Source organism: Prochlorococcus sp. MIT 1314 (assembly GCF_034093315.1).
Taxonomy (GTDB): domain Bacteria; phylum Cyanobacteriota; class Cyanobacteriia; order PCC-6307; family Cyanobiaceae; genus Prochlorococcus_A; species Prochlorococcus_A marinus_Y.
On sequence record NZ_CP139300.1, the window covers coordinates 1318696 to 1344305 of the forward strand.

The following is a 25610-nucleotide window of genomic DNA, read 5'->3' on the forward strand; positions in this document are numbered from 1 at the left end:
TTAATTAGTTGGATTAGAAACTTTATCTTTATTTTCATTGGGTTCAGGCCTCATCCAATCATAGACTTCTTCAGGTAATTTACCAACTCTAGTATCTGAAGCTGGGATTTCATGAGGGTCCATGATACCTTTGGGAAGATATGCAAGTTCTCTTAGAGGTTTAACTGATGGATCTGTTGTGACGTTTGTAGGTAGTCTACCAAGTGCGACATTATCGAAATTTAGATTGTGTCTGTCGAAAGTAGCTAATTCATATTCTTCGGTCATTGAAAGACAATTAGTTGGACAATATTCAACACAATTTCCGCAAAATATACAAACTCCAAAATCTATCGAATAATTTCTAAGTTCCTTTTTTTTAGTTTCTTTATTCATTACCCAATCAACTACTGGTAGATTTATGGGACATACTCTCACACAAACTTCGCAAGCAATACATTTATCGAATTCATAATGTATTCTTCCTCTATATCTTTCAGAAGGTATTAATTTTTCATATGGATATTGGACAGTAACAGGTCTTCTTCGAAGATGATCAAAGGTTACCGATATACCATTGTATAAATATTTGCCAGCATTAAATGCTTCTTTGATATAGCTATTTATTTGTTGAAGGAAATTGTTCATTTTGAATAATTTACTTAGTTATTTTATTTTAGTGGAATAATTTTAAATTTAAGTATTTTTACTTAAATTTAACCACCAAAGAATTGCGGAAAAGCAAGCTTTAATCCTGCAGTTATCAAAAGATTAGCAAGAGAAATTGGAAGAAGAAACTTCCATCCTAGATCTAAAAGTTGATCTATTCTTACTCTTGGAGTTGTCCAACGTAATAATATTGCAATGAAAACTAAAAGATATGCTTTTAAAACAGTCATTATGATGCCTATTGATGCAGTGAAAACCTGTATGAGGGGTGTATTAATTGGCAAATTAAGAAACTTAGCTATTAATTCAACTGGAATAGGAAAACCCCATCCTCCCAAATAAAGTATTGATACTAATAAAGCTGAAAGTATTAAATTAATGTAACTACCAAGGTAGAACAATGCGAATTTCATCCCTGCATATTCAGTTTGATATCCTGCAACTAATTCTTCTTCAGCTTCAGGTAAGTCAAATGGAAGTCTTTCACATTCTGCAAGAGCACAAATCCAAAAGACTATAAAACCAATTGGTTGTCTCCAAATATTCCAACTTAGGATTCCAGCGCCACTTTGTTGGTTAACAATGTCAATAGTACTTAGTGAATTTGTCATTAGTACGATAGCCAAAACAGATAAAGCTAAAGGTATTTCGTAACTTATTGATTGAGCTGCAGCTCTTAATCCTCCTAATAATGAATATTTATTATTTGATGCATATCCGCTCATAAGAAGTCCAATTGGCTGGATACTACTTAAAGCGATCCATAGGAAAATTCCAATACCCACGTTACTTATTAAAAGATTTTGTCCAAAAGGAACAATTAACCAGGAGAGAATTACTGGGACAAGAACTAATATAGGTCCTGCAGTGAAGAGAATTCCATCAGCTTTAGCTGGAATAATATCCTCTTTAACAAGTAACTTAAGACCATCTGCAATTGGTTGGAGTACTCCAAGCGCTCCTGCATATTCGGGGCCTATTCTTTGTTGAGCAGCAGCAGATATTTTTCTTTCAAGCCAAACTGTTACTAAAACACCAACAACTGCCGCTACTAAAACTAATAGCATAGGTAGAGGGAGCCAAATTATATGAGCAATTTCACTAGAAAGGCCAAAACCTTTTAAGAATTCATTAAAACTATATTCGAGATCTAATCCGTATTCCAAAATTTTTACGTTATTTACTTAATACATTAACTCTTCACAAACAATATGTGTGTTTTTTATGAAAAGCTGCAAATATTATTCTCTATTTTCTAGGCTGATCCAATCTCTTGGCTCTGAACCAGTATAGATTTGAGATGGTCTAAAAATTCTATTTGCTCCAAGTTGCTCTCTCCAATGTGCTAACCAACCAGCAACTCTAGATATGGCAAAAATTGGAGTAAATAAATCACGAGGAATACCAAGTTTTCTATAAACAAGACCAGAATAAAAGTCTACATTAGGGAATATACCCTTGGGGCCAAGTCTTGGTATTGCCTCTGCCTCTATTGATTTAGCAACTTCATACATTTCATCTGCTCCAAATCTAATAAAAAGCTCTTCTGCCAGCTTTTGAAGAATAATTGCTCTTGGATCTTTGACTTTATATTCTCTATGGCCGAAGCCCATTATCTTACTTTTATTTTTTATAGCGTTATCTAAAAAAGACCCAGCATTTTCTGGAGTTTTGATCTCTTCTAACATTGCAATCACATCTTCATTTGCTCCTCCATGCAGTGGGCCAGCTAGTGTTCCTACTGCAGAGGCGATGACAGCATATGGGTCTGTAAGAGTACTTGCAGTCACTCTAGCGCTAAATGTACTTGCGTTTAAACTATGTTCTGCATGTAGAATTAGACACCTATCAAAAACTTTTGCAGCTATAGGATCTTGTTCTTTTTCAGTCAGCATGTAGAGAAAATTTGATGAGTAAGTTAAATCATCTCTAGGTTGAATTGGGTCTTGTCCTTTCCTAATAAGCTGAAATGCAGCAATCATTGTGGGTATTTTTGCTATTAGTCTTATCACTGCGTTGTAGATGTAATTAGGATCATCTATTGCTCTACGTGAATAGAAGAGCCCCAAAGAAGCTGCACTAGATTGAAGAGCATCCATAGGATGACCAGTGGCAGGGAAACATTTCATCATATCTCTGACTCTAAAACTTAACCTTCGATGCATCTGAACTTCTTGTTCAAAATTTCTAAGTTGGATAGCTGTGGGCAATTCACCCCAAATCAAAAGGTAAGCAGTTTCTAAAAAACTGCTTTTTTTGGATAGTTCCTCAATGGAGTAGCCTCTGTACAATAATTTACCTTTGTTGCCGTCTATATCACAAATAGATGAATTAGTAACTGGGACACCCTCTAATCCTGGTTTTAAAATTACTTTGTTACTATCCAATTGCTTAATTCAATATCAAATACTTATAGATTAAAGATAGTCAAATAATTTTTAATTAACCACAAGTTATAAACTTCACAAAAATATAGAATGATTGAGTTTGAAGCTTGTTTGAATCACTTTATTAAAGTATTTTTAAACTTGTTTCTGTATAAATAATTGGATTTCTTTCTGGAATAGATTGACTTATGATTTCTAGAGATTCTTCATTTGATATTTTTAAAATATTTCTAATGAGAAAATTAAGATCTTCCAAATCAGAAAAATATTCAATCTTATTGGAATTTTCATCTTGGATATCAACTTTTGCATAAAGAAAAGCAGATTTATCTTTAGAACTTTTTAGATTAAAAAATTTTTTTGAGATTTTATCTAGTTTTTTACCATGAATTAAATAATTACTGATGAATTGCAAACCTCCTGATTCTATTGAATAGATATTTTCAAAAGTTAATTGTTTAATTACATCGTTTTTTTCTTCAAGAATATCTTTGGAATATATCGAGTAAATATCTTCATTTTGTTTCAAAGTATATTTGTTGAAATCTTTTAGTTTTTTCAAATCACTTAAATCAAATTGATTTTCAGTATTTTTTTCAAATGTTATAAGCCAATCTTTTTTTGAATTGAGAATTAAGATGTTTTGATTTGCATTTTGATTAAAATCTTCGAAAAAACTTTGTTCAAAATTATTTATGAAGGGTTTTAGATATTTGCCAAAATTATTTATTTCACTAAAAATTGAAACTTGAGGATTATCTTCATTCGTAATTTCTTTATTTATTAGCTTATCATATGCATTAATATCAAGATTTTTTTTATTATTTAGTAAATATGATTTTAAAATTAAATGTTTATTTTTTAAGTCAAATGTTGTAGCTACAATATCCTCATTTTTATCAGTAAAAATTTCATTATTAAAAAATATACTTTCCGCAAATTTCTTTGTAAATAATATATTTTTTGGTTTTTTTAGTCCAAAAAGTTCTTCCTCAAATTGAAATTTCTTTTCTTTAAAATCATTGCTAGAGTTAATACTATTTTTGATTAATTTTTTATCTGATGAAGCAATTATATAATTATCTTTGGTCCGATATATGAAGTTTAGATAATTTAATTTATTCTCTCTATAAATTGGTATTATTTCATCAGTCTGATCAAATTTACTAGGCAAATTTAACATATCAGCTATTGTTTTTTCTGGCTTAATTTTAAAAACTATCAAAATATCATCTTTAACCTTTTTATTTTTTCCATAAGTTGAAATGATAAGTTCATTATTATAAATATCTTCTAATTTATTGTTGCCTAAATCTATACCTAAGTAATCTAATATGGAATCTTTTATTAAAATAAATTTATCTTGGTTTTTGGGATTCTTATCGTTTTCAATATTATTAATAATTTTAGAAATATCTAAATTTGATATGAATAATAATTTATTGTCTTCTGGTAAATATCTTAATATATTTATTTGCTCAATATTTGCAGTTAACTCCTTATTGTTATTGGCATAAACTTTTTTAAAACCAAAAAAAAGTAATAAAGATAATAGTAGTATTATTGCTACTAATCTAAGTTTCATTATAAATGTTTATTTTTATTTTTAACAATAAATTTACTCCTGCAACTTAATTTATTAAATTGTAAATAAGACATAATTTATCCTTATAATTGGGAAATTATCCAAAATCTATAAATGCTTCTAGTCTCAATGATTGGTTTAATTCTGAAAAAGAAGATCCAGTCTTGATTGATGTCAGAGAACAGTCAGAGATTGAAATAGCTCGTTTCTCAAAAGAATTTTTACATATACCAATTAGTAAAGTTAAATCTGAATACGTTGAAGAAATATTTTCTGGTTTATTAGACAGAGAAATTGTTGTTACATGTCATGCAGGCATAAGAAGTTATGGCTTTTGTCAATGGTGTTTAGATAATAATATTGTGAGCGAAATATGGAATTTGGAGGAAGGTATTGATGGATGGAGTAGATATATTGACCAATCAATTCCTAGGTATTGATTAAATATCTAATGAAGAAGCAACAGTATTAACATCTTTGTCACCCCTCCCAGAGCAATTGATAACTATATGAGTATCTTTTTCAAGAGTAGGGCATAATTTATCTAACCAAGCAAATGCATGGGAGGTTTCTAGTGCTGGTATAATCCCTTCAAGTTCACTAACAAGTCTCAAAGCATTTAAAGCTTCTTGATCTGTGACCGATCCATATTCTGCTCTACCTATATCTTTTAAATGACTATGTTCAGGGCCTACCCCAGGGTAATCTAAACCTGCACTTATTGAGTGGGCTTCTTGTACTTGACCATTAGCATCTTGTAAAAGAAGACTCATTGATCCATGCAAAATTCCTACTGACCCTTTAGTTATAGTTGCAGCATGTTTGTCAGTATCAACTCCGCTTCCTGCAGCTTCAACTCCAATTAATCTTACAGATGATTCTTTAACGAAAGGATGGAAAAGGCCCATCGCATTTGATCCCCCACCTACACAAGCAAGTAAAATATCTGGTAAGGATCCAAACGATTCCAGACATTGTTTTTTAGTTTCTTCACCTATGACTGCGTGAAAATCTCGTACAATTTTCGGGAAAGGGTGTGGACCCGCAACAGATCCTAAAATATAGTGTGTTGTTTCGACATTAGAAACCCAATCTCTAATAGCTTCACTAGTGGCATCCTTAAGTGTTGCAGTGCCAGAATTTACAACTTTAACTTCAGCACCTAGTAATTTCATTCTAAAGACGTTGAGGGATTGCCTTTTTATGTCCTCAGCACCCATATAGATAATGCATTTCAAGCCAAATCTCGCACAAACAGTAGCTGTAGCAACTCCATGCTGCCCTGCACCAGTTTCAGCAATTATCCTTTTTTTTCCCATTCTAATTGCTAATAAAGCTTGACCGAGGGCATTATTAATTTTGTGAGCACCAGTATGATTTAAATCTTCTCTTTTAAGCCATATTCTTGCAGTTGCTTGTTTAGTTTTGTAGTGTTCAGTAAGTCTTTTGGCTTCATAAAGTGGTGTTTCTCTTCCTACATAAGTCTTGAGTAGATGATTTAATTCTTGTATGAAAAGTTTATCTTTCCATGCATTTTCTGCAGCGTTTTCAAGCTCAAAAAGAGCAGGCATTAATGTTTCTGGAACATATTGACCACCATATTTTCCAAATCTTCCCTCTTTGGAGGGTTGATTTAAATCTTCGTTGTTATAGTTTTGATCTTGGCGAGAAAATGTACTTACCACTTTTCTATAGAATAAGTATTAATTAACTATAGATTATATTGAAAATAATGGGAAAAAAGAATTGGATCGAATTTGATAATCAAGAAAATCAATCTCAAGAAACATTTAAAGTTGATACTTTTAATAAAAAATCAAAAATAAATATTTCAAAAGAAAAAAAAGGTAAAAAGGGCAAGACGATTACTATAATTAAAGGTTTGGGAACCGAGAATCAAATCTTACTAAAAGAATTTCTTAAAAAAATTAAAGTTTTTTGTGGAACTGGAGGAACATTAATTGATAGTAATATCCAGTTACAGGGTGATATGGTGTCTAAATCAATTGAGTTTCTTCGTAAAGAGGGATTTCATAATTTTTGAAGCAAGGGTTAGGATAGGTTTTTAATTTTGATGATACAAAAATGAAAGAACAAGATCAAACAAATTCAACCAATATAAAGTGGCATAGTTTAACTATTGATAGAGAAAAGTTGGAGAAAATGAGGGGGCATAAAGGAATGGTTATTTGGTTTACAGGCTTATCAGGCTCAGGTAAAAGTACTTTAGCTAACGCTTTAAATGAAGTTTTACACTTAGATGGTTTTTCAACTTACATCTTGGATGGAGATAATATAAGGCACGGTTTATGTAAAGATCTTGGTTTTTCGGATGAAGATAGAGAAGAAAATATAAGAAGGATTGGGGAAGTTGCGAATTTATTTATGAATGCTGGGATAATAACTATTACAGCATTCGTTTCACCATTCATAAGTGATAGAGATAAAGTGAGAAAAATTATTGGATCTAAGGATTTTATTGAAGTTTATTGTGCTGCAAATATCAAGGTTTGCGAAAACAGGGATACCAAGGGTCTTTATAAGAAGGCTCGTTTGGGTGAAATTAAGGATTTTACAGGGATTTCCAGTCCATATGAAGCTCCTCAGAATCCGGAAATTGTTGTTGATACAGGTTCGTTAGATTTAAAGGATTCAGTTGAAAAAGTTATTAATTATCTTAAAGAAGAAAACCTTCTTACAAAGGGCTAATAGAAAAATATTAGTTCATTGATTTTGCAGATAATTGTCAGCCCCAATATTTGATAATTTACTATTTTTATTTCTTACCTGTGTATGAAGATTTTCTCTAAATTCCTTTAAATTTTTTTTAATAGATTCATCGAATAAACCTATAATTTCTATTGCCAATAATCCAGCATTCTGACCTCCATTGATTGCAACTGTTGCTACTGGTATACCAGCAGGCATTTGAACAATTGACAAAAGAGAGTCAATCCCTTTAAGTGTCTTACTCTCTACTGGTACTCCTATAACAGGAATACAAGTTATGGATGCCAACATTCCTGGAAGGTGAGCAGCACCACCAGCACCAGCTATTATTACTTTTATGTTTTCTGATTCTGCACTTTTTGCATATTCCATCATCTCAATAGGTGTTCTATGAGCAGAAAGTATACAAACTTCAGTTTTTATTCCAAATTCTATTAAAATATCTATTGCAGGTTTCAATGTTTTTAGATCTGAATCACTACCCATCACGACAGCGATTTTATAAATATCTTTAGAATTCAATTCTGACAAAATAACAAATCAATTCTTTCCTATAATGGCGTGCAATTAATTTATCGCCAGTTAGTTAGTATAAAAAGGATAAATTTTCAAAGAATATTATGACGTCAAATAAAATTATCGAAAAAAGTGAAGTTAAGGAGTATTTCAATGGGACTGGCTTTGAAAGATGGAACAAAATTTATAGCAAATCTGATGAAATCAATACTGTTCAGAAAAATATTAGGAAAGGACATCAAAAGACTGTAGATGATGTAGTCTCATGCATCAAAAATTATCCTGAACTAACAAAAAAAAGTTTTTGTGATGCAGGATGTGGTGTTGGAAGTCTATCCATACCTTTACTAAAACTTGGTATTAAAGAATTACAGGTAAGCGATATTTCTTCTGAAATGATTAAAGAAACAAAGAAACGCATAAGTGAATTAGGTTTGAACCAAGGTAAGATCAAATATGAAGTCTGTGATCTGGAACAACTAAAAGGATTATTTGATGTAGTAGTTTGTTTAGATGTATTTATTCATTATCCTCAACCGGTCGCAGAAGAAATGGTCCAACATTTATGTGATTTAAGCAAAGAAAAACTAATCGTTAGCTTTGCTCCTTATACTCCAGTTCTTGCTGTTCTAAAAAATATAGGTAAATTATTTCCTGGGCCAAGTAAAACTACTAGAGCTTACACATTAAAAGAAAAGGGAATTATTAATGCTGCCAAAGAAAGAGGATTTAACGTGGTTAAAACGAAATTAAATCAAGCTCCTTTTTATTTTTCGAAACTAATTGAATTTGAAAAAATAAAATAATTTATTTTACTAAATGATTTTCAAGTGCATAACGAACTAATTCGGTTCGGCTAGATGTACCTGTCTTTATAAACAGTCTGCTTACATATTTTTCAACATTTCTAATAGATGTTTCAAGCTGTCTTGCAATTTCCTTGTTCATCAGTCCCTCTGCTACTAATTGAAGTACACTTGCTTCTCTTGGAGTAAAACTAGGAATATTGATTTTATTTTCTGAATTAGTCGGATTTTGGTCTGTGAGCATAGATTTTATTTCAGTAATTTGCTTCGCCATTGTGCTTACATCAATATCTGCGAATCTTGCTGCTTCTTTTAGTAATCGTTCTTGTCTATTGATTACATTTTTAACTCTTGCAGCTAGTTCATCGGGGTTGAAAGGTTTGGAAATATAATCATCAACTCCTGCAAGATAACCCTCTGTTCTGTCTAAGGTCATTCCTTTTGCAGTTAAGAAAATAACTGGAATCCCTCCTAATTTTTCATCCTTTCTAATTTTTTCTAATAAAGCATAACCGTTAGCTCGGGGCATCATAATGTCGCTAATTATCAAATCAGGAAAAATTGTTTGAGCTTTTTCCCAACCATCCTCTCCATCAATAGCAATATATATTTCAAACCCTTCATCTTCTAGAAATGTTTTAACAGCTGTTCTTAAACCAGGTTCATCATCAACTAATAAAATTCTTGATTTTCTTACTGTTTCATTATTTAGTTGATTAATTTCATTCATTTTATAAATTATTGAATTTGATTTCTAGTAATAATAAGAATTTTATATACTAAATACAATGCTATCAACTCCTATTCTACTAGATTACCAATCTTCAACTCCTTGCTCTAAAGATGTTGTTGATTCTATGAAACCTTATTGGAGTGAGATATTTTCTAACCCTTCAAGCAAATCTAATTTGGCGGGTATAAACGCAAGCGCTATATTGGAAGCCTCAAGAGAAAATATAGAACAAAATTTATTTCTTCATAATAAAAAGATTATTTTTACAAGTGGGGCTACTGAATCGAATAACTTAGCATTATTAGGTTTTGCAAGAAATTACCTTAAAAAAACAGGAAGATATGGACATATTATTACCTTGAAAACGGAGCATAAAGCTGTACTTGAGCCCTTAAATCAACTAAAAAAAGAAGGATTTATGGTTACAGAAATTTCTCCAGAAAGAGATGGGTTGATTTCAGAAGAAAAGTTCAAAAATAATATAAGAGAAGAAACATTTATGGTTAGTGTCATGTTGGCAAATAACGAAATAGGAGTTATTCAGCCAATAGCGACTATTTCAAAGATATGTAAATCGAAAGGAATAACTTTTCACTCTGATTTTGCACAATGTTTAGGTTATGTCGAGTTAAAAGATCTTTTATCAAATGTAAACATGATAACAATGAGTTCCCATAAAATTTATGGTCCTAAAGGAATAGGACTTCTTTTGATTGATGAAGAAATTAATCTGGAACCTTTAATTGTTGGAGGAGGGCAGGAATATGGTCTTAGATCTGGCACATTACCTCTCCCTTTAGTAGTAGGCTTTGCTAAAGCAATAGAGATAGCAGTTATTAATCAAAAAAGGAATGCTGATAAATTACTTTTATATAGAAATAACCTTTTAAATGGTTTGTTAGAAAACAATTCTGGTTTATTAATTAATGGCTCTATAAAAAAAAGATTACCACACAATTTAAATTTGACTGTATTGGATTTAAACGGAGCAAAGTTTCATAAACTTTTAAAATCTAAAATAATTTGTTCTAGTGGATCATCATGCAGTAACGGTGAACCTTCTCATGTTTTACTCGCATTAGGTAGATCTTTTAAAGAAGCAGAATCTTCAATAAGGTTAAGTATTGGATTAAACACTAATTCAAAAGATATTAAACAAGCAATTCGTATTCTCACGAATACTATCAAATCATTACGTTAGTAATTATTGGCTCTTTAATTTAATTGAGCAATTCTTAATTTTCCACTTCTAGCTCTTCTATTTACTTCGACTTCTTGTTCGGTAGGAGTTATTGGCTTTTTTGTCAGGTTTTTCAGTCTTTGATCATTCTTAAAAGAACTTTTGACTAATCTATCTTCAAGGGAATGAAAACTAATAATAGAAATAATTCCGCCTGGCAGTAGCCAATCAGGGACCACTTGCAAAAATTTTTCTAATACTTCAATTTCTTTATTAACGGCAATTCTTAGTGCTTGAAATGTTCTTGTTGCTGGGTGTATTTTTTTATATCTTTGTTTTGGTGGAAAGCAGCCGGCAATAGAATAAGCTAACTCTTTTGTACCAGAATATTTACCATTTTCCTTCAAATCCATTTTTATTTTCCTAGCAATCTTTCTAGATAATCTTTCTTCTCCATATTTATATATTAAGTTAGCTAGATCTTTTTCATTTAAAGTCTCAATTAATTTCTCTGCATCAACCTCAAGTAAAGGATTCATGCGCATATCAAGTGGACCATTTTTTTGGAAACTAAATCCTCTGTTAGGGTCATCAATTTGGTTACTATTTACACCAAGATCTGCAATTACAAAAGAAACTTTTTCTTTTGGTTTAAAATTCGCAAAATTTGAAGCCCTTATATCAATCCTATTTTTAAATTCATCAAGTTTATTTGATGCTGATTTTCTTGCCAGTGGATCTTGATCAAGGCCAATTATTTTTAAATCTGAATATTTTCTCAATAACTGATAAGAGTGCCCGCCTCCGCCTATAGTTGCATCTATTCCTTTAAGTGCTTTATGATTTATTAAGGGGTAATGCTCTAATGAGGCCATCATCTCATCTGTCATAACTGATTTGTGGTTGAAAAAAGATGAATCAGATAGGTCAATTTGCATAACTTTCGACTAAGATTTATTTAGAAGTAAAATTTAGAATGGCTCAGCTAGAGACTAGAACAGAACCAATGGTGGTCAATTTTGGCCCCCATCATCCATCAATGCATGGGGTTTTAAGATTAGTTGTGACTCTTGATGGTGAGAATGTCATTGATTGTGAGCCAGTAATTGGATATTTGCATAGAGGAATGGAAAAGATAGCTGAAAATAGGACAAATGTAATGTATGTCCCTTATGTAAGCAGAATGGATTATGCAGCAGGAATGTTTTATGAAGCTATTGTAGTAAATGCTCCTGAAAGATTAGCTAATATTCCAGTTCCTAAAAGAGCTAGTTACATAAGAGTTATTATGTTGGAACTTAATCGTATTGCTAATCATCTTTTATGGCTTGGTCCCTTTTTAGCAGACGTAGGAGCTCAAACTCCATTTTTCTATATCTTTAGAGAAAGAGAAATGATTTATGATCTTTGGGAAGCAGCTACTGGTCAAAGGCTAATAAATAATAATTTCTTCAGGATAGGTGGTGTTGCATGTGATCTTCCATATGGGTGGTTAGAAAAATGTATAGACTTTTGCGATTGGTTCGGTCCTAAGATAGATGAATACGAAAAATTAATCACCAATAATCCAATTTTTAGAAAAAGAATTGAAGGTCTTGGGACAATACATAGAGATCAGGCAATTAATTGGTCTTTGTCTGGGCCAATGCTTAGAGCTTCTGGAGTTTCTTGGGATTTAAGGAAGGTCGATAGTTATGAATGTTATGACGATTTTGATTGGCACATTGCTTCAGAAAAAGAAGGAGATTGTTATGCGAGATATCGAGTAAGAGTTGAGGAGATGAGACAATCACTAAGTATCATTCGCCAAGCATGTGAAATGATTCCAGGCGGTCCAACAGAAAATTTAGAAGCTCAAAGAATGGCGACTGAAGATAAGAAGAGTCCAATATTTGGTATGGACTATCAATATGTAGCTAAGAAGGTTGCTCCAACTTTTAAAATTCCTAATGGAGAATTATATACAAGATTAGAGTCTGGAAAAGGAGAAATAGGCGTATTTATTCAAGGAAATAATGAAGTTACCCCATGGAGATTTAAAATCAGAGCAGCTGATTTAAATAATCTTCAAATATTGCCCCATATTCTTAAAGGTGCCAAAATTGCTGATATTATGGCAATCCTTGGTTCAATAGATGTCATCATGGGATCTGTTGATAGATAAGTTTTTTAAATGACACCCTCGGATTGGTTAATCTTGAAGAAGAAAGTACGATTTGGCGATTGTGATTCTGCAGGTGTTATTCATTTTCATAACTTATTAAAATGGTCACACGAAGCTTGGGAAGAGAGTATTGAAATTTATGGGATTCCTTATCAAGATATTTTCCCGGATTTTTCTTTACGAAAAAGTCAAATTATATTCCCCATCGTCAATTGCGAGGCGAACTTTTTTGCGCCTATTAAAATTGGAGATTTATTAAAAGTAAAAGTTTCTCCCCAAAAAATTAATACTCATTTGTTTCAAGTAAATAGCTTTTTTATAAAAAATGGAAATAAAGTAGCAGAAGGAAAAATAATACATTGTTCTTTAGATTCTAATTCAAAAATTAAAGTAGAACTTCCCGATCAGCTAGAAAGATGGATAGAGGCTTCAAATGTAAGTTCAAATTTAAAAGAGTGCTAATTATTATTTTTTAAATTTATAGTTTATTTTTTCTGTATTTATATTTTTATTATTAATAATCCACTTTTCCGGTTTTTCATGTTTAGGCCAGCTTTGAGAAAAATTTTTTAGTAAATTTAATGACTTTTCAATATTTTTATAATTTGTAAGTTCTCTAAATTCGACAATTATTTCAATTCTATTTCCCCATAATTTGTGGGGTACTTTTGAAATATTGAATTTATTAATTGGGATATTTTCTTTCATAATGAAATCATTTAATCTAGATTCAATTACTTCTGGGAAAACGATTTCTCCTCCTGAATTAAATGCGTTATCAATTCTTCCAATAAACTTTAAATATAAAGAATTTTTGATTTGATTAATTTCACCTAAATCGCTGGTTTGCCACCACCCATCTTTATTTTTGAAACTTTCGGTTTTTGAAGAGTTTTTTATTTCGATTCCAATTCTGGCTGATTTTATTTCGATTAATCCTTTTTCATTAATTCTTATTTTTGTATCAGATAGTATTTCGCCAACATTATCAAAACCCATTAAGAATTCTTTTGGTTTTAAACTCGTAACCATTGCTGCTGTTTCAGTTGCGCCGTAACAAGGCGCTAATTTTATTTGTTCTTGAATACATTTTTCTGCAGTATCACGTGTAATTGAAGCTCCACCTACCCATATTAAATCAAAAATTTTTAGCCAATTAACACCATCTTTCTCAGCTAAAAGTCTTTTTAATTGGGTAGGTACTAATGAAGTAATCAAGTGTTTTTTGTGTTTGTTAGAGTTAATTGTAAAAAGTAGAAGTTCTTTAGTATTTTTTATTAAAGAAGGAGAAATATTAATACAATCACACCCCCAACTTTGACTTCTAATAATTGGCATTAATCCACTTATATGGTTAACGGGTAAAGTGTTAAAAATTAAGCAGTTTTGTAATTCAAATCCTTGATCTTTTAGCCATTGGCCTGATGTGGCCGCAGATAATTTTAGATTATTTAAATGGTGAATACATTTTCTAGGTTTGCTAATGCTCCCACTACTATTCAGGATAATTGCTGGCCCATTTGCATGAATTGGATCTAGTAAGTCATCGTTTTTATGAAATTTATTTTTTATATAAATTATTTTATTTTCTCTAATTTTTTGAATAATTTTCTCTATAGATTGAGTCTCATTATTTTCAACTTCAATAATGTGAATTTTATTTTTCATAGTTGATCCCATATCTTTTCTGCTTCATCTGAAAATAGGAAGGAATTGGGGAATTTATTCATTGCTAAACCAGGAACTTTTGGTGTTGGTCCAAGTAACTGTAGAGATGATAAATGATAAAGCCACCTCCTTCCTATTCCAGTTTCAAATGAGGTACTTATAGATATTAAAGCTTTTTTATTTTCTAAGTCTCTTAAAAGCTTAACTGGATCCTTTTCTTGAGAAGGTCTACGAATTTGCCAACCCTTCCACTCATCAATCAAAGTTGGAAATTTTAAAAGTGATTCGTCTAAAGCTATTGGAATTTTTTTGTTTAGTTCTTTTAGTCCATCTATATCATCAACAGATAGAGGTTGCTCTAACCAATCTATATTTTTGTTGCCTTTTAAAATATCAGCCCATCTATTAGCTATCTCCCTTCCCCAAGAACCATTAGCATCTATTCTTAACTTAATATTATTATCTATTTGCCCTAAGATTTCTTTTAAAATCGCTTCTTCCTCATTGTTATTTTTTAAAGCCACTTTCCATTTTAGTGTTACTGATTTTCCAATATTAGATTGATTGTTTTTAATTTCATTTAGATCTGAAATTACATTATTAGGATTTAAAAGTATGGCTGATTTATCAATTTCATCAAAAAAATAGTTTTCTTTAAAAATTATTTTTTCATTTATTTCTGCTAAAGCTGAATTTATTGCAGATTGGATGCATGGGTGAAAAATATTTATTTGCTCAGATAAATTTAAAACTCCTACATATTTAGGAATTATATTTAATTGTTCTTCACATTTTTTAAAGTCTTTTTTTAGTAGGGGTGAAACCTCACCAAATCCAATTTTTTTATCATTATTTGTTAATTTAATTATCCAACCCGATTTTGTAAGATAAGTGGTTTGAGAATTTTCTACTTTTGCGGATAATTTAAAGCAAAAAGATTTTTTTTTAAATTTTAAATTCATTTATTAATCAAGTAATTAAAGATTAATCCTGAGATTAAGCCAACTCCATTAAGAGTTTGAAATTTTATTGCAATGAATTTGCAATTTTTTATTGCTGAAGGTTTGTTATATGAAGAGTTTAATAATTTTATAAGTTTTATAGCTTGAGTAAAACTAATCAAATAAAGGACACAAAAAACTGGAATAAATCCTGTAATTATAGTGAAAAGTTGAAAAATATATATTGTAAAAATTATCCAAGGCACAAGTTGAGAACCTTTTTTTGCTCCTAAGCGAACTAAAGGTGAAGTTTTGCCATGCTTTTTATCTTCAATAATTTGATGAAAATGAGAACAAAATAATACTAGAGTTGTCGCCAAAGAAGGTCCTGAACCTAGTAATAAAGATTCTTTCCAAGGAGTACCTAGGAAATAAATATTTGAGGGATTTAAAGCAAGTAAGGCAGCAGAATAAGCAAAAGGTCCAAATGCAAGCCAGCATAATGGTTCACCTAAACCTTGATAGCCAAATCTAAAAGGAGGACCTTGATATAAATATCCTAAGAAGCAGCATCCTGCAACCAAAATCAAAATATTTATGCTTGTTGATAATGAAATAATTGAAATTATTAATAAACCAATAACTAAAGACGTATATGCAATAGATGAAATTATTTTTTTATTCTCTATAAGCTTTACTATTGAATGGAATTTAAATTCATCAATTCCGGTTTCTGCGTCAAATAAATCATTAGTTAGATTTTCCCAAAGCAATATCAGAATTGCAGCTAACGTAAATGCAATTAAATTATATATTTTTACTTTTTCATATTGATTTAGTAGATAAGCCCCTGAAATAAAAACAGGAAGTATTGCAACAGAATAAAGAGGCCATTTTATTGCCTGTTTCCATAATTTTTTTTTATTTTCATCCATTCTTAATTAACATACAAAATTTCATCATTATTAAATGTAGTTTATAAATTGAGTTACATTTTTTACTTTATTGCATGATTTTTAGTTATTTTCAATAAGTAATGAAAAATGATTTAAACTTTACAGATTTTTTAAAAGATGTATCTTTTACTTTCGACAAGAAAGTGGAACATTCTGGATTAGTAAGTATTTGTATTGAGATGCCGTGCATTGATTTATTTCAAGTATATGAATTGTTTATAAATAAATATCAGTTTTCTTCATTTTGGGAGGAATCAGATGGCATTTCATACATTGCTTTCGAGAAATGTAAATATGTTACTTTGGATGGCCCAAAAAGATTTGAGGTAGCAAATGAGTTTAATTCTGAGAATTTTAAAAATTTAATTAACTTAACTAATGAATCACATAATTCTGCACTTTCAAAAATAATTTATTTATTTTCTTTTTCAGAAAATTTTAATAATAATAATTTATCTGCAGATGTGCCTAGTTTGGAAGCTATCTTACCAAAAATATTAATTATTAAAAAAGATAAGAATTGCTGGTTGAGAATCAATGGTCATGTTGAAGGTAAATCATCATTAAGAACATTAATTGAAGAAATATGGGCCATTAGAAATCAAGTTATTAATTCTGGCTCAGAATTAATAAAATCATCTAACTTAAAAACTAGTTTTGATTTTCCTATTATTGATGATTTCCTAAATTCCTTAGAAACTTCTAATACGAATTTGAAAAAAGTAGTAAATAGAGGAATTCAATTAATAGATAGAGGTATCCTTGAAAAGATAGTTTTAGCGAACAGGATTAAAATAAAACTTAAAAATAAATTAGATTTATTAGAAATTTTAAAAAGATTAAAAAAGAATCAACCAAATACATGCAGATATGTTTGGAAAAGGAATAGTAAGGATATTTTGTTTGGAGCATCTCCAGAAAAATTATTTTCTTTTAATAAACCTAATTTAACTTTGGACGCTCTTGCTGGAACTATCTCCACTAATTTAAATTCCAAGAAACTCCTAAAAAGTACTAAAGACTTAAAGGAACATAATTATGTAATACAGTATTTAATTAAATGTTTAGAAGTTTTAGGAATAACAAACTTTAAAAAAAGTGATATCAAGATAAAGTCATTTGGAGATATTTCTCATTTGCAAACACTCATTTTCTCCAAAGTTGAAAATATATGTCCTTTTGAATTGCTTAAAAACCTTCATCCATCTCCTGCTGTTTGTGGATACCCCAAAAATGCAGCAATGGATTGGATAAATACTCTTGAGTCTTTTCCTAGAGGAAATTATGCTTCTCCAATGGGTTGGGTTGATGCATCAGGAAATGCTTCATTTCTTTTAGCAATAAGAGGCGCAAGATATATTGAAGGAAATATTGAATTTACTGCCGGTTCAGGTATAGTTTCAGGTTCTGTATTAGAGAAAGAAATAGATGAGATTAAATTAAAATTTGAATCTATAGTCAAACAAATATTTTCCGCTAAAAATCCTAGATAATTTCTATTAATTTTTCAATAACTTCCTCCGAAACATTCTTATTGGATAAATTTTCTATTTCTCTTAAACCTGTCGGACTGGTCACATTAATCTCGCTAAGCATTCCATTTATTACATCAATACCTACAAAAAATAAACCTTCATTTTTGAAGTGTTGAGATAACTCTGAGCAGATATTTTTTTCTTTTTCTGTTAATAATGTCGGTTCAGCCCTCCCTCCCATAGCTAAATTACTCCTAAAATCGCCTCCTTGAGGAATCCTATTTATAGATCCAATTGCTTCACCATTAACAATAATTATTCTTTTATCGCCCTCTATGACTTCAGGAATAAATTTTTGCATCATAACGGGTAACTCTTCTTGAGAAGTGATTAATTCAATGATTGATTTAATTCCTGGAGAATTTTTATTTATCCTAATAACACCTTGACCACCTTTTCCTCCAAGAGGTTTTATGACTACTTCATTATTTATATTTGCAAAATTAATAAGATCTTTTACCTTACTCGCCACTATTGTAGGTGCCATTAAGTGGCTGTATCTCAAAGCACCTAGCTTTTCATTCCATGCTCTTAATGATGAAGGTTTGTTAATTACTTTTACTCCTTTTCTTTCGGCAACTTCTAAAAGATGGGTTGCATATAAATAAGCCTCATTTACAGGAGGATCTTTTCTCATCCAAATGCAATTGAATTCGGCGAGACGTATGCAATCATTATTTTTGAAAGAAATCCACGGATTTACTTCAACTTTTACGGAAGATGCCCATACTTCGTCTCCTCTAGCTTCAAGGTCTTGAGGAGTACAACTCCAGATTTCAATATTTTTTTTTGATGATGCTTGCATTAAAGCAGCCGATGAATCTTTTAAGGGATTAATATTTTTTATTGGATCTATTACGAATAGGAATTTCATAAGATCTAATTTAATAATGCGTCTAATTTATTTTCATTTTCTAAGCTGTAGAGATCATCGCAGCCTCCGATACCCTCATTATCTATAAATATTTGTGGTAATGTTCTTCTACCATCAGCTCTTTTAGTCATCAATTCTCTGGCATCTTCATCGCCATCTATTTTAATTTCTGTAAAGTTTATATTTTTTTTCTTGAGTAGAGATTTTGCACGAATACAGAATGGGCAATATTGCCAAGTATAAATTTCAACTTTGGACATTTTTTTAAAATAATACTTAGTTTATACTATTAAACAAAAGTGCTTGTTAGATTATAAATAACGATTAAATTCTATTTTGATAGATATTACAGATTTCAAAAAAGATCTTTCGGAACTAACAGAGCGCCTGGGTAATGCTCAGGATTGTCTTTGACGTTCCAAGATTAAAAGCGAAAAGGAGAGAATTAGAGCAATTTTCTGCTCAGCCTGAATTTTGGGAGAATCAAGAAGAAGCGAAAAAGCAAATGTTAATTCTTGATGATGTCAAAGCACAACTCGAATTGTTAGATAAATGGAAAACTTTTATTTCTGACGCTAATGCCTCTCTTGAGCTTTATTCTTTAGAACCTGAAGAGGAAATGATTTTGGAATCTCAGCATGGCTTAAAGAAACTAAGAGAGAATTTAGATAAATGGGAATTTGAAAGATTGTTATGTGGTGAATACGATAAGGAAGGAGCAGTAGTTTCTATTAACGCAGGGGCGGGTGGAACAGATGCGCAGGATTGGGTAGAGATATTATTGAGAATGTATTCAAGATGGGCCGATAATAATCAAATGAACCTTTCAATCAACGAATTATCTCAAGGAGAAGAAGCAGGTATTAAAAGTGTAACTTTTGAAATTGATGGAAAATATGCATATGGTTATCTTCAACATGAAAAAGGAACTCATAGATTAGTAAGAATTTCGCCTTTCAATGCTAATGGCAAAAGACAAACCAGCTTTGCTGGGGTTGAGGTTATGCCAAAATTAGATGAAAATATTTCCCTTGATATACCTGAAAAAGATTTAGAAATTACAACAAGTAGATCCGGTGGAGCTGGAGGACAAAATGTTAATAAAGTAGAAACAGCAGTAAGAATTGTTCATTTGCCTTCAGGGATTTCAGTAAGATGCACCCAAGAAAGATCTCAATTACAAAATAAAGAAAAAGCTATGTTAATTCTTAAGTCTAAACTACTAGTGATTGCTAAAGAACAACGAGCTGCAGAAGTCGCTGATATTAAAGGTGATATTGTTGAAGCTGCATGGGGCAATCAAATAAGAAATTATGTTTTCCATCCCTATCAAATGGTAAAAGATCTTAGGACTATGCAGGAGACTAACGACCTAGATAGTGTTTTAGATGGTGGACTTGAACCATTTATTCATGAATTATTACGCATGAATATTTCTTCTAACGAATCTATTGAATAACTAATGGAAAATAAAAACGAAAATTTAGAAAAAAAAGTTGCTCCTCCAAGCTTTATAAAGCTTGCTATGAGAAATATGGTAAGGAAGGGTTCAAAAAGTATTTCTCATTTCACAATAACCTTTTTAGTTTTAATTGGAATTTTAATACTTGTGGCCACAATAGGTAAGCCCAATATTCCTGTATAAGAATCTATGAAAGAAAAAATTATTTCTGAAATAGATTTAGATTTGGTTTTTCAATGTAATGATTTTTCTCAATATTCAAATAAGTTAAAAGATACTAAAAGTAATCTTATTTTTGAATCTATTTTTTGGGAGAAAGTTTTTTTATCTTGGATAAATACAATATTAAAAAAAGATGATTATGAATTGCCGAATTTTATTTTTGAAAAAAAATCTTTTTCATTAGGCTTTCAGATAATATCTAATCAAGAAATTGCTTCTATGAACCAGAAGTGGATGCAAAAAAATGGTCCAACTGATGTTCTATCTTTCCCAATCATTTTTGATGAATCTCTAAATAATTTAGAACATGTAGAGTTGGGAGATATACTTGTATCATTTGAGATGGCACTTGAGCAATCTTATGAATATAAACATTCAATCTATAGAGAGATGCTCTGGTTAGCTAGTCATGGATTTTTACATCTTTTGGGATGGGAACATAATAATGATCTTGATTTGGAAAATATGTTAAATTTTCAGGAATATTTAATTACTCGATTAGATTAATAATCTATGGAAAAAAAAATAAACTCTTTAGATAATAGAAAAGAATCATACAAAACTTCTAGTAATGTATTAATAAGTTTTAAGTATGCTTTCAGTGGAATTATTTACGTATTAAAAACTTCAAGAAATTTTAAAATTCAATTAATTTTTGCAGTTACAAGTTTAATGATTGGTTTATTACTGCAAATTAGTTTAAGTAATTATTTAATTTTGATTGCCACAATTATGTCTGTTTTAATATTAGAAATTTTAAACACATCTATTGAATCAATAGTTGATTTAGTAGTAAAAAAAGAATTTAGTGGTTTGGCTAAAATATCAAAAGATACTTCTGCAGGAGCAGTATTATTAGCTTCCATTAATTCTGTTATTATTGCTGTATATATCTTTGTACCTAAAATTAAGTTGTTATCTTAAATCCATATAAATATGTTTCTTGTTATAGATAATTACGATAGTTTTACTTATAACCTTGTTCAATATTTAGGAGAACTTTCTGTTGAGCATGAAATAAGTAAAGAATTAATAGTTAAAAGAAATGATGAAATTACTTTAGAAGAAATTATCAAACTAAATCCTAGCGGCATCCTATTATCTCCAGGCCCAGGGAATCCAGATCAATCTGGAATTTGTCTGCCAATACTAAGAAAATTATCTAAAAATATTCCGACATTAGGAGTTTGTTTAGGGCATCAAGCTTTGGCTCAAGCTTTTGGAGGTAAGGTTATAGTTGGGAAAGAACTTATGCATGGTAAGACATCCAAAATATTTCATAATCAAAAAGGATTATTTAAAGGTATCGAGACTCCATTCGTGGCGACTCGATATCATAGTCTTATAGTTGATTCCGGTTCTTTACCCTCTTGTTTCGAGATAACTGCAACTTTAGAAGACTCAACTATTATGGCTATCTCTCATAAAGAATATAAACATTTACATGGGGTACAGTTCCATCCTGAAAGTGTCTTGACACAATTTGGTCATAAATTACTTAGTAATTTTCTAAAAATGGCTCAACAAAAGTAAAATAAAAAAAAATTATATTATGATTTCTAAAATAAAAAACTTTTTCTTTTTTATATTACTTAGCTCTTTTTTACCTAGCTCATTATTGGCAAGGAATTTAGTAATAAAAAGTTTGGGACATAGTAGTTTTTTAATTAATAGTGCAGAAAAATCGATCCTTATAAATCCCTTTAAAGCAATAGGTTGTGCAAGTAATTTAAAGGAGCCAAATGAAGTTAACGTAGATTTTATTTTGGCTAGTTCTAGGCTTCCAGATGAGGGATATAACCCAAATGATCAATTAATGTTTGTTGAGCCTGGAATCTATCAATTTGAGGATATTTTATTAAATGGAATTTCTGTTCCACATGACAGAGTAGATGGAAGAAGATTTGGGATGGCAACTGTTTGGAGTTGGGAGCAGAATGATCTTAAAATTGTTCATATGGGAGGTGCAGCTGGTGATATTGATATTAATAGTCAAATTATTTTGTCTCGACCAGATATTTTATTTATTTCAATTGGAGGAGGCATAAAATCTTATGATGGAGAAGAAGCCTCAAGAATCGTTAAGATCTTAAAACCTAATGTAGTTATTCCAGTTCACTTTGCAAGGGGTAAAACAATTAATAAAGACTGTGATTTCTCAAATGCTGATTTATTTATAGAAAATATGAAAGATTTTAAAGTAAAATATATTGGAAAAGATTTTCAAATAAAACCTAAAAGAATCGATCAAAATACAATTTATATTTTCGGTAATTAATTTATTAAATCTAATACTTTGTAATGATCCCAGAAAAAAATCATTTGTTCTTTAGTTCCAATACTAACCCGTATTGACTTACTAATATCTTTTTTGTTTTCCATACTTCTAATAAGAATACCTTTTTCTCTCATCTGTTGGATTAAAATTTTAGGATCTTTTTTGGGCCAAATTAAGAAATAATTACCTCCACTAAAATGAGTTCTGATTGTTGTTGATTTGAATTTATTTAAAATCCATTCCCTTGCTTTTTTTACTTCCAAAACATAATTATCAATATATGATTTGTCTTTAAGTGCTGCTAATGCTGCTGTTACAGCAAAGCTATTGACATCATATGGTCCTGTAACTTTATTAATATATTGAATTAAAATTTTATTGCCAAAAGTAAACCCTATTCTTAAACCAGCTAAACCTGCTGTTTTTGAAAGAGATTGGATTATTAGTATATTATTATTCTTTTCAAAATCTATCGATTCAAGAAGACTATTTCCATTAAATTTTTCATATAGTTCATCAACAATTATCAATGAATCTCGTTTGATATTAGCTAAGTTAATTATTTCTTGGGAGCTTAAAACTGTTCCTGTTGGATTATTTGGATTACAAATAAATATTAACTTTGGATTATGCTTTATAATTTTTTCCTTAAATTCTTCTATTGGGAAAAGAAAGTTTTCTCCTAAGTAAGAACAACTTATTTTCTTCATTCCTCTCATTTCTGAACAAGGAGAATAGTAACCAAAAGTTGGATTTGTGGTGAGAAATATTTGATCTTTTTCTCCAAAGCAATTGAAAATCGCATTTATTGCTGCATCTGCTCCATTGAAAATTCCTATTTCATCAATATTAAATTTTCTTGAATCAAGATATTTATCACATAAAAATTTTTTTAATAAGTTATATTCTGGATAAATTGAAATCTCATCTAATTTGATCGCTTGTAATGCCTCTAAAACCTTAGGACTTGGACCTAAAGTATTTTCATTAAAGTCTAACCGGAGTAAATTTCTTCTATTTTCTAGAGGTGCAGAGTAAGACTTCATATTTATTATTTCTTCTCTTGGTTTTGGGAAAAGATTATTTAATGTATCAAAATCGTTCATCACATTCTTTCTAAAGTTTCAATTCCAAGAAGCCTTAAGCTTAATCTTAATGTTTTTGAAGTTAGGTCACATAAATTAAGTCTAGAAATTTTAATATTTTTTTCTTCTTTGAGGATTGGAACTTGATCATAGAATCTATTAAAAGTCTGACATAACTCAAAAAGATAATTACATAGTCTATTTGGCATTAAGTCTTTTTCAATAGAGATTATGACTTCATCAAACTTCAGTAATTTTCTGATAAGTTTCCACTCGGCTTTATGAACATAATTTATGTTTTGAAAATCTTTAGATTCATAATCAAAAACATTTTTTCTTTTAATTCCTAAAATTCTTACAAGTGTATATAACAAATAAGGAGCAGTATTTCCATTCAAGGAAAGCATTTTTTCAAAACTAAATTGATAATTAGTAATCCTATTTTGACTTAAATCTGCATACTTAACCGCTCCTAAGCCAATGATTCTTGAAGTATTTGCAATAAATTCTTCGTTTTCATATCGGTTGTCATCTTCTAATCTTTTCAATAAGTCTTCTTTTGCTCTTTTAACCGCTTCTTTTAATAAATCTTTTAGACGTATTGTATCTCCTTCCCTTGTCTTTAGTTTTTTGCCATCAATTCCTTGAACCAACCCAAAAGGGACATGGTCTACTTGACAATTGTCTGGGATCCATTTTGCTTTTTTTGCAACCTGAAAAACTCCAGCAAAGTGATTCGCTTGTCCATGATCAGTTACATAAATAATTCTTGAGGCATCATCCCCATTAGGAGCTTTATTGAATCTGTATCTTATAGCAGCAAGATCTGTAGTGGCATAATTAAAACCGCCATCTTTTTTTTGAATAATTAGCGGTAAAGGTTTGCCCTCTTTATTAGTCATCCCATCTAAAAATACACATTTTGCTCCTTGATCTTCAACGAGTATTTTTTTAAAATTCAAATCCTCAATAACCGACTTTAAGAAGGGATTATAAAAAGATTCGCCTCTTTCTTTTATTTTTATTTTTAAATTTTTATATATTTCATCAAATTCCTTTCTCGATTGATCACATAATAATTTCCAGGCTTGAATAGATTTTGTATCTCCACTTTGCAACTTTACTACTTCCTCTCGCGATCTTTTTTGGAATTCAGATTCATTATCAAATCTTTTTTTTGATGCTTTATAAAATCCAACTAAATCCCTTATGTTGATCTTTCCTATTTCTTCTAAATCATTTGAATATAAATCTTTGAGCTGAGTAATAAGCATTCCAAATTGTGTTCCCCAATCACCAACATGATTTAGTCTTAATACTTCATAACCTCTTAACTCGAAAATTCTGGATATTGAGTCCCCAATTATTGTTGATCTTAAATGTCCCACATGCATTTCTTTAGCAATATTAGGACTAGAAAAATCTACAATAACTTTATTAGATAAGCCACTATCTAAATCTTTTTTAATTAGAGGTACTCCAGCCCTTTGGCATTGAATTTTTGATTTGATTTCATTTATTAGAACTTCATCTTTTAATTTTATATTTATAAATCCAGGTCCTGCTATTTCTAGACTCTTGCATAATTTTGAAATGCTTTTATTTTTATTTAAAAGGTTAATAAAATCATTAGAGATCTCTCTTGGATTCTTTTTATAAATTTTAGATAAACTTAGACAAACATTACATTGATAATCACCAAACTCTTCTTTTGATGATTGTGTAATTAAATTTTTTCTAAGATTTTCGAATTCTCCTTTTTTATCATTTTTTTCAAGACTATCTAAAAGAGATTGTTCAAAGTGTTTTGTTAATTCTTGAAAAATGATTAGCATTAATT

General features: G+C 30.2%; 29 protein-coding genes. 14 read left to right on the plus strand and 15 right to left on the minus strand.

Going from position 1 to position 25610, the window contains the following annotated elements:
• The 4 genes from ndhI to SOI86_RS07475 all read right to left on the minus strand — a co-directional run bounded on the left by ndhI (position 1) and on the right by SOI86_RS07475 (position 4620).
• Positions 1–627: an NAD(P)H-quinone oxidoreductase subunit I gene (gene ndhI / locus SOI86_RS07460; RefSeq protein WP_320681204.1), complete on the minus strand. Its 627-nt coding sequence runs from the start codon at positions 625–627 to the stop codon at positions 1–3.
• Between the two features lie 68 nt (positions 628–695).
• A complete protein-coding gene (nuoH, locus tag SOI86_RS07465; RefSeq protein WP_320681205.1) occupies positions 696–1814 on the minus strand; it encodes an NADH-quinone oxidoreductase subunit NuoH in 1119 nt (372 codons plus the stop codon).
• 75 nt (positions 1815–1889) lie between these two features.
• On the minus strand, positions 1890–3035 hold the full coding sequence (locus SOI86_RS07470) for a citrate synthase (protein WP_320681206.1): 1146 nt from the start codon (positions 3033–3035) through the stop codon (positions 1890–1892).
• 124 nt (positions 3036–3159) lie between these two features.
• A complete protein-coding gene (locus SOI86_RS07475) occupies positions 3160–4620 on the minus strand; it encodes a hypothetical protein (RefSeq protein ID WP_320681207.1) in 1461 nt (486 codons plus the stop codon).
• A gap of 89 nt (positions 4621–4709) precedes the next feature.
• On the opposite strand from SOI86_RS07475, the gene SOI86_RS07480 reads away from it, so the two are divergent.
• A complete protein-coding gene (locus SOI86_RS07480; RefSeq protein ID WP_320681208.1) occupies positions 4710–5060 on the plus strand; it encodes a rhodanese-like domain-containing protein in 351 nt (116 codons plus the stop codon).
• Here the strand turns inward: SOI86_RS07480 and trpB are convergent, their stop codons facing one another.
• Positions 5061–6305, minus strand: coding sequence for a tryptophan synthase subunit beta (gene trpB / locus SOI86_RS07485; RefSeq protein WP_320681209.1), 1245 nt, complete (start codon positions 6303–6305; stop codon positions 5061–5063).
• Between the two features lie 47 nt (positions 6306–6352).
• On the opposite strand from trpB, the gene SOI86_RS07490 reads away from it, so the two are divergent.
• Together SOI86_RS07490 and cysC are read left to right on the plus strand one after the other, a co-directional pair.
• Positions 6353–6664 carry a translation initiation factor SUI1 gene (locus SOI86_RS07490; protein ID WP_320681210.1) on the plus strand — a complete coding sequence of 104 codons (312 nt, stop codon included), beginning with the start codon at positions 6353–6355 and terminating at the stop codon, positions 6662–6664.
• A 41-nt stretch (positions 6665–6705) separates the two neighbouring features.
• Positions 6706–7329, plus strand: a complete 624-nt coding sequence (gene cysC / locus SOI86_RS07495) for an adenylyl-sulfate kinase (protein ID WP_320681211.1) — start codon at positions 6706–6708, stop codon at positions 7327–7329.
• Between the two features lie 15 nt (positions 7330–7344).
• Here cysC and purE read toward each other — a convergent pair whose 3' ends face one another.
• On the minus strand, positions 7345–7881 hold the full coding sequence (gene purE / locus SOI86_RS07500; protein ID WP_320681212.1) for a 5-(carboxyamino)imidazole ribonucleotide mutase: 537 nt from the start codon (positions 7879–7881) through the stop codon (positions 7345–7347).
• A gap of 89 nt (positions 7882–7970) precedes the next feature.
• On the opposite strand from purE, the gene bchM reads away from it, so the two are divergent.
• Positions 7971–8672 (plus strand): magnesium protoporphyrin IX methyltransferase, encoded by a 702-nt coding sequence (gene bchM, locus SOI86_RS07505; RefSeq protein WP_320681213.1) that lies wholly within the window; start codon positions 7971–7973, stop codon positions 8670–8672.
• Position 8673: 1 nt separating this feature from the next.
• On the opposite strand, the gene SOI86_RS07510 is transcribed toward bchM, so the two are convergent.
• Entirely contained in the window at positions 8674–9402 is a 729-nt protein-coding gene (locus tag SOI86_RS07510; protein WP_320681214.1) for a response regulator transcription factor, read from the minus strand.
• Between the two features lie 58 nt (positions 9403–9460).
• On the opposite strand from SOI86_RS07510, the gene SOI86_RS07515 reads away from it, so the two are divergent.
• Positions 9461–10606: a cysteine desulfurase family protein gene (locus tag SOI86_RS07515; protein WP_320681215.1), complete on the plus strand. Its 1146-nt coding sequence runs from the start codon at positions 9461–9463 to the stop codon at positions 10604–10606.
• A gap of 14 nt (positions 10607–10620) precedes the next feature.
• Here the strand turns inward: SOI86_RS07515 and rsmH are convergent, their stop codons facing one another.
• Complete coding sequence (gene rsmH / locus SOI86_RS07520; protein WP_320681216.1) at positions 10621–11523, minus strand: 16S rRNA (cytosine(1402)-N(4))-methyltransferase RsmH; 903 nt, start codon at positions 11521–11523, stop codon at positions 10621–10623.
• 38 nt (positions 11524–11561) lie between these two features.
• Between rsmH and SOI86_RS07525 the strand changes: the two genes are divergently transcribed.
• On the plus strand, positions 11562–12749 hold the full coding sequence (locus tag SOI86_RS07525; RefSeq protein WP_320681217.1) for an NAD(P)H-quinone oxidoreductase subunit H: 1188 nt from the start codon (positions 11562–11564) through the stop codon (positions 12747–12749).
• Between the two features lie 9 nt (positions 12750–12758).
• Positions 12759–13211, plus strand: a complete 453-nt coding sequence (locus tag SOI86_RS07530) for an acyl-CoA thioesterase (RefSeq protein WP_320681218.1) — start codon at positions 12759–12761, stop codon at positions 13209–13211.
• Between the two features lie 3 nt (positions 13212–13214).
• Here SOI86_RS07530 and SOI86_RS07535 read toward each other — a convergent pair whose 3' ends face one another.
• Genes SOI86_RS07535 through menA form a run of 3 tightly spaced genes read right to left on the minus strand, consistent with a single transcriptional unit; the run spans position 13215 to position 16293 of the window.
• Positions 13215–14417, minus strand: coding sequence for an AMP-binding protein (locus SOI86_RS07535; RefSeq protein WP_320681219.1), 1203 nt, complete (start codon positions 14415–14417; stop codon positions 13215–13217).
• Positions 14414–15379: an o-succinylbenzoate synthase gene (locus tag SOI86_RS07540; RefSeq protein ID WP_320681220.1), complete on the minus strand. Its 966-nt coding sequence runs from the start codon at positions 15377–15379 to the stop codon at positions 14414–14416. Before SOI86_RS07540 ends, SOI86_RS07535 begins: the two co-directional genes overlap by 4 nt.
• Positions 15376–16293 (minus strand): 2-carboxy-1,4-naphthoquinone phytyltransferase, encoded by a 918-nt coding sequence (gene menA / locus SOI86_RS07545; protein WP_320681221.1) that lies wholly within the window; start codon positions 16291–16293, stop codon positions 15376–15378. The genes SOI86_RS07540 and menA overlap by 4 nt, the downstream gene beginning before the upstream one ends.
• Before the next feature lie 101 nt (positions 16294–16394).
• On the opposite strand from menA, the gene SOI86_RS07550 reads away from it, so the two are divergent.
• Positions 16395–17807 (plus strand): isochorismate synthase, encoded by a 1413-nt coding sequence (locus SOI86_RS07550; RefSeq protein WP_320681222.1) that lies wholly within the window; start codon positions 16395–16397, stop codon positions 17805–17807.
• Here SOI86_RS07550 and gshB read toward each other — a convergent pair.
• The gene (gene gshB, locus SOI86_RS07555) at positions 17800–18723 is read right to left on the minus strand and encodes a glutathione synthase (RefSeq protein ID WP_320681223.1); all 924 of its coding nucleotides are present in this window, start codon (positions 18721–18723) and stop codon (positions 17800–17802) included. The two genes, SOI86_RS07550 and gshB, sit on opposite strands and share 8 nt — an antisense overlap.
• A gap of 5 nt (positions 18724–18728) precedes the next feature.
• Positions 18729–18983: a glutaredoxin 3 gene (gene grxC / locus SOI86_RS07560; protein ID WP_320681224.1), complete on the minus strand. Its 255-nt coding sequence runs from the start codon at positions 18981–18983 to the stop codon at positions 18729–18731.
• A 76-nt stretch (positions 18984–19059) separates the two neighbouring features.
• Here grxC and prfB point away from each other — a divergent pair.
• From prfB to SOI86_RS07590, 6 genes are all read left to right on the plus strand, one after another.
• Positions 19060–20182 (plus strand): peptide chain release factor 2 gene (gene prfB / locus SOI86_RS07565; RefSeq protein WP_320681225.1). Its coding sequence is split into 2 segments (ribosomal slippage): positions 19060–19134 and positions 19136–20182, totalling 1122 coding nucleotides; the frame shifts between segments, so codons are not numbered across the junction.
• Positions 20183–20185: 3 nt separating this feature from the next.
• Positions 20186–20368: a DUF3285 domain-containing protein gene (locus SOI86_RS07570; RefSeq protein ID WP_320681226.1), complete on the plus strand. Its 183-nt coding sequence runs from the start codon at positions 20186–20188 to the stop codon at positions 20366–20368.
• A gap of 6 nt (positions 20369–20374) precedes the next feature.
• A complete protein-coding gene (gene ybeY / locus SOI86_RS07575) occupies positions 20375–20914 on the plus strand; it encodes an rRNA maturation RNase YbeY (RefSeq protein WP_320681227.1) in 540 nt (179 codons plus the stop codon).
• Positions 20915–20920: 6 nt separating this feature from the next.
• The gene (locus SOI86_RS07580) at positions 20921–21331 is read left to right on the plus strand and encodes a diacylglycerol kinase family protein (RefSeq protein ID WP_320681228.1); all 411 of its coding nucleotides are present in this window, start codon (positions 20921–20923) and stop codon (positions 21329–21331) included.
• A gap of 12 nt (positions 21332–21343) precedes the next feature.
• Positions 21344–21940, plus strand: coding sequence for an aminodeoxychorismate/anthranilate synthase component II (locus tag SOI86_RS07585; protein ID WP_320681229.1), 597 nt, complete (start codon positions 21344–21346; stop codon positions 21938–21940).
• Between the two features lie 19 nt (positions 21941–21959).
• Positions 21960–22685, plus strand: a complete 726-nt coding sequence (locus tag SOI86_RS07590; protein WP_320681230.1) for an MBL fold metallo-hydrolase — start codon at positions 21960–21962, stop codon at positions 22683–22685.
• On the opposite strand, the gene SOI86_RS07595 is transcribed toward SOI86_RS07590, so the two are convergent.
• Together SOI86_RS07595 and argS are read right to left on the minus strand one after the other, a co-directional pair.
• Positions 22682–23791: a histidinol-phosphate transaminase gene (locus SOI86_RS07595; protein WP_320681231.1), complete on the minus strand. Its 1110-nt coding sequence runs from the start codon at positions 23789–23791 to the stop codon at positions 22682–22684. The two genes, SOI86_RS07590 and SOI86_RS07595, sit on opposite strands and share 4 nt — an antisense overlap.
• Positions 23791–25605 carry an arginine--tRNA ligase gene (gene argS / locus SOI86_RS07600; protein WP_320681232.1) on the minus strand — a complete coding sequence of 605 codons (1815 nt, stop codon included), beginning with the start codon at positions 25603–25605 and terminating at the stop codon, positions 23791–23793. The genes SOI86_RS07595 and argS overlap by 1 nt, the downstream gene beginning before the upstream one ends.
• Between the last annotated feature and the right edge of the window lie 5 nt (positions 25606–25610).